Below are 4,378 nucleotides of genomic sequence, written 5' to 3'. Positions count from 1 at the left end.
GGACGGCACCGACCCGGTCGGGCAGGAGCTGGTCCGCCGCTACCTCGCCGCGTACGGCCCGGCCGCCTCGGCGGATCTGCGCGCCTGGTGCGGTCTGGCCGGGCTGCCCGCGGCGGTGGCCGCGGTCCGCGACGAGCTGGTGTCCTTCCGCGACGCACGCGGCCGGGTGCTGCTCGACCTGCCCGACGCGCCCCGCCCCGACCCCGACACCCCCGCGCCGGCGCGATTCCTGCCCGCCTTCGACAACGCCGTGCTCGGCTACCACGACCGCACCCGGATCATCGCCGACGCCCACCGGGGGCTGTCCGTCGGCGGGGCGCGGTTCGTGCTGCTCGACGGCCGGGTGGCGGCGACCTGGACCGTCGACGGGGGCACGGTGGTCGTCACGCCGCTGCGCGCGTTCACCCGGGCCGAACGCGCCGCCGCCGCCGAGGAGGGCCGGGCCGTCGCGTCGTTCCTCTCCGACGGCGGAAACCCCCGGGTACGCGTCGCCGCGTCGCCGCGCTGACGCCGGGTCAGCCGGTCACGGCCCGACCCATCCGGGTCACCGCCTCGGTGAGGACGGCGGGCGAGGTGGCGAAGTTGAGCCGGACGAAGCCCGTGCCGCCGGTGCCGAAGACGTGCCCGGAGCTGAGCGCCACCCGGGCCCGGTCGAGGAACATCCGCGCCGGCCCGGCCAGGTCGCTGGCCACGCCGCCGGCCGGCGCGTCGGTGGGCACGCCCAGCCCGGTGCAGTCCAGCCAGGCCAGGTAGGTGCCCTCCGGCGGACGCCAGGAGACGGTCGGCAGGTGGTCGGCCAGCAGCGACCCGAGCAGCGCGCGGTTGGCGTCGAGCCCGCCGAGCAACGCGTCCAGCCACGGCCCGCCGTCGCGGAACGCGGCGGTGTGCGCGAGCACCCCGAGGTGGCTCGGCCCGTGGCTGACCTCCTCGGGCATCCGGGCCAGGTCGTCCGCGGCGTCGCCCCCGGCGACGGCCAGCGCCGCCTTGAGACCGGCGAGGTTCCACGCCTTCGACGCCGAGACCAGCGCGAACGCGTCCCCGGCGCCGGCCACCGTCAGGTACGGGGTGAACCGCGCGCCGGTGAGCGCCAGCGGGGCGTGGATCTCGTCGGAGACCACCCGTACGCCGTGCCGGGTGGCCAGCTCGGCGACCGCCTCCAGTTCGTCGCGGCGGTGCACCACGCCGGTCGGGTTGTGCGGGTTGCACAGCAGGAACGCGGGCCGGGGGCCGAGGGCGCGGGCCCGGCGGAACGCCTCGTCCAGCGCGGCGTGGTCGATCCGCAGGTCGGCGCCGAGCGGTGCCTCGACCACCTGCCGCCCGGCGTGCGTGACGAACGCGTAGAACGGCGGGTAGACGGGCGGACAGACCACCACCGCGTCGCCCGGGTCGGTGACCAGCCGTAGCACCTCGACCGCGCCCGTCATCACGTCCGGCACCAGCGTGGTCCGGCCGACCGGGAAGTCGGCCCAGTCCCAGCGCCGCGCCGCGAAACCGCCGAGCGCCTCCGCGTACGCCGTCCCGTACGCGTAGCCGGTGTCGCCCAGCTCGACCGCCCGGCGCAACGCCTCGGCCACCGGCGGCGCCAGCGGCACGTCCTGCTCGGCGACCCACAGCGGCAGCACGTCCGGCGGGTGCAGGCGCCACTTGACGCTGGTGCGTCGCCGGAGCTGGTCGAGCGTGAGCTGGGTGAGCGGGTTGTCGACGTCGGCGGAAACCGTCATGCGGCCCACCCTAGGCGTCCCTAGGATCGGCCGATGGCCCACCCGACGTACCCGCTGCGCACGCCGCGACTCCGGCTGCGCCCGGTCACCCTCGACGACCTCGACGACGTGCACGCCTGGCAGTGCCGCCCCGACGTGGTCCGCTGGATGCTCGGGGCCGCGCCGCGTACCCGGGCGGAGTCGCGCGCGTCGGTGGTGGCGATGGCGGGGGAGGACGCGCTGCGCGCGGAGGGCGACTGCCTGACGCTCGCGGTGGTGGCCGGGGACGTGGTGGTCGGCGCGGTGGAGCTGGTGTGGCGCAGCCGGGCCGACCGCACCGGCGAGCTGGGCTACGTGTTCCACCCCGACCACGGCGGCCGTGGGTTGGCCACCGAGGCGGCCGGGGCGCTGCTGGACTGGGGTTTCGGCGCGTTCGGGCTGCACCGGGTGGTGGTCCGCTGCCACGCCGGCAACGAGGCGTCGGCCCGCCTGGCCGCCCGGCTGGGCATGCGACGGGAGGCGCGGCACGTGCGCAGCCACCGGTTCGGTGACGGGTGGGCCGACCAGCTCGTGTTCGCGCTCCTGGCCGACGAGTGGCGCGCCGCGCGGGATCCGGCCGGCGGCGCCGTCAGGGCGGGGTGACCGCGCTCAACTCGCCCGGCCCGGTGAGCAGCACGCTGCCGAAGGTGAGCGCGCGGGCAGCGTCGAGCCGCCGCCCCGCGGTGGCCCGCCCGTGGATCTCACCGTCGTCGTCCACCCGCACCAGCATTCCCGACCGCCGCGCCACCAGGTGACCGTTCTCCGTCCGCACCACGCCGCCGACCGGCGGGTCGTCGTCGGCGACGAGTCGCCAGCGGGAGCGCCCGGTGCCGGTGTCGAGGGCGGTCAGGCCGGCCCGGCGGTCGCGTACGCACACCAGGGCGCCGGAGACGACGGGCGCGTCGGGGCTCAGGTCGGCGTCGGCACGGAAGAACTCGTCGGCGTCGCCGGATCCGACGTGGACCCGCCACAGCGACCGTGGGCCGCACCGCACCAGGACGTGGTCGGCGTCCACGGGCACGAAGGCCGGCCGGTCGTCGGGGTCCGCGAACGGCTCGGGCAGGTCGCGGCGGAACACCTCGGAGCCGTCGTCGAGGTCGAGCACCGTCAGCTCGGGTGTGCCCGGCCGGGCCAGGAGGACCCGGCCGGCGGCCACCACGGGCCGTACGACGGGCACCGGGCCGGGGCGGACCCACCGGAGGCCCCCGGTCCGTCCGTCGAGCGCCCGCAGCGCGGTGTACCCACGCCACCCGCCCACGAGCGTCGTGTCCCCGGCCACCACCACGTGGCCACTGAACGGCGGCACCGCCGCTCGCCAGAGCGCCGATCCGGCACCCAGGTCGAGGCAGGCCAGCTCGGCGCGGTCCTGGGGCAGCGCCCAGCACCGCCGGTCGGTCGCGACGACCGACCGGGGCCAGGTGCCCAGCGGTACGTCCCAGCGCGGCGCTCCGGTCGCGGCGTCCAACCCCACCAGCCGGCTGCCGCGCTCGTGCGCCACCACCCGTCCGGACGCGACCGCGACGCGCTGCGGGCCCCGCAGGTGCGTCGGCCTGCGCCAGCGCACCCGCACGGACCCGACCGGTCGGCGGCTCACGTCGCGTGGCACTCGTCGCCGACCCGGATCTCGCCGCCGCCCAGCGGGATCAACCGGACGCCGAACCAGGTCTTGCCGTCCTGGCGCCGGTGCCGGGCGAGCGTGCGGATCGGCTCCCGGCCGCTGGTGAGCGTCACCGGGTCGATCAGCGTGAGCTGGCAGCGGTCGCACCGTTCGGCGAACCGGAAGTCGACACTGCCGATCCGCAGTCCGGTCCAGCCGTCCTCGACGAACGGTGCGATCGGCCCGTCGAGCACCACGGAGGGCCGGAACCGGGCCATCGGCAGCGGGTCGGGCGCGGGCTCGCCCCGCTCCAGCGCGCCCTCGACGATCCAGTCGCGCAGCCGGCGCAGTGACGGCGCCGTGGTGGCCAGCAGCGGTCCGGCGTCGGAGAGGTTGAGCGCGTCGCCGGGACGTCCACCGTGGTCGGTCGAGACCGGGCGACGACGCGGGTCGTCCAGCCAGCCCAGCCGTACCGGCCGGCCGAGGCGGTCGGAGAGCCACGCGTGGGCCTCGTCGTCGGCCAGCCGGACCGTGTCCAGCCGGGACACGGCGGTGGCCGCCGGTGGCCCGTGCACCGGTTCGGCGACGGTCACCGACGTGCCGTCGCGGTCGGTGAGCGTGATCGATGCGGTGCCGGGCACGGCGGTCAGGCCGAGCATCGCGGGCGCGGTGCGGGCGGTCAGCGTGCCGCCGTCCGGTTGCAGGAGCACCCACCGGCGGTCGTGGCGCAGCCCCCACGGCTCCACGACCGCCCGGTCGACGTCGACCCCGCCGAGGGACTTGACCGGGTACAGGTGCACCGAGGTGAGCCGCATCCCGCGACCCTAGCCGATCTTGGGAGTGGCCCGGTCGACGATCGCGGCGAGGTCGAGACCGCCCGGCAGCGTGCCGTACGCCTGGCCGTGGTCGCCGGCGAGCCGGGAGGCGCAGAACGCGTCGGCGACCGCCGGGTGGCCGTGACGGACCAGCAGCGCGCCCTGCAGCACCAGCGCCAGCCGCTCGACCACGCGCCGGGCCCGCAGCTCCAGGTCGCTCCGGTCGG

The 4,378-nt window shown here is 77.1% G+C and carries 5 protein-coding genes and 1 pseudogene; 2 read left to right on the top strand and 4 right to left on the bottom strand.

Features of this window, described 5'->3' with window-relative positions; genetic code table 11:
• Positions 1–508: DNA glycosylase AlkZ-like family protein (locus HUW36_RS26715; protein WP_174530671.1), on the top strand; the 508-nt coding region annotated here is incomplete at its 5' end.
• A gap of 7 nt (positions 509–515) precedes the next feature.
• Here the strand turns inward: HUW36_RS26715 and HUW36_RS26710 are convergent.
• On the bottom strand, positions 516–1,721 hold the full coding sequence (locus HUW36_RS26710; RefSeq protein WP_174530670.1) for a MalY/PatB family protein: 1,206 nt from the start codon (positions 1,719–1,721) through the stop codon (positions 516–518).
• Between the two features lie 33 nt (positions 1,722–1,754).
• Between HUW36_RS26710 and HUW36_RS26705 the strand changes: the two genes are divergently transcribed.
• Entirely contained in the window at positions 1,755–2,342 is a 588-nt protein-coding gene (locus HUW36_RS26705; protein ID WP_174530669.1) for a GNAT family N-acetyltransferase, read from the top strand.
• On the opposite strand, the gene HUW36_RS26700 is transcribed toward HUW36_RS26705, so the two are convergent.
• From HUW36_RS26700 to HUW36_RS26690, 3 genes and pseudogenes are all read right to left on the bottom strand, one after another.
• Complete coding sequence (locus HUW36_RS26700) at positions 2,329–3,333, bottom strand: outer membrane protein assembly factor BamB family protein (protein ID WP_174530668.1); 1,005 nt, start codon at positions 3,331–3,333, stop codon at positions 2,329–2,331. The genes HUW36_RS26705 and HUW36_RS26700 overlap by 14 nt on opposite strands.
• Positions 3,330–4,151: an MOSC domain-containing protein gene (locus tag HUW36_RS26695; RefSeq protein ID WP_174530667.1), complete on the bottom strand. Its 822-nt coding sequence runs from the start codon at positions 4,149–4,151 to the stop codon at positions 3,330–3,332. The genes HUW36_RS26700 and HUW36_RS26695 overlap by 4 nt, the downstream gene beginning before the upstream one ends.
• Positions 4,152–4,160: 9 nt before the next feature.
• Positions 4,161–4,378: pseudogene (locus tag HUW36_RS26690) on the bottom strand (DNA alkylation response protein); the annotation flags it as partial.

It is taken from the genome of Micromonospora maritima (assembly GCF_902825405.1).
GTDB lineage: Bacteria > Actinomycetota > Actinomycetes > Mycobacteriales > Micromonosporaceae > Micromonospora > Micromonospora maritima.
This window is presented reverse-complemented; position numbering and strand designations above follow the sequence as displayed.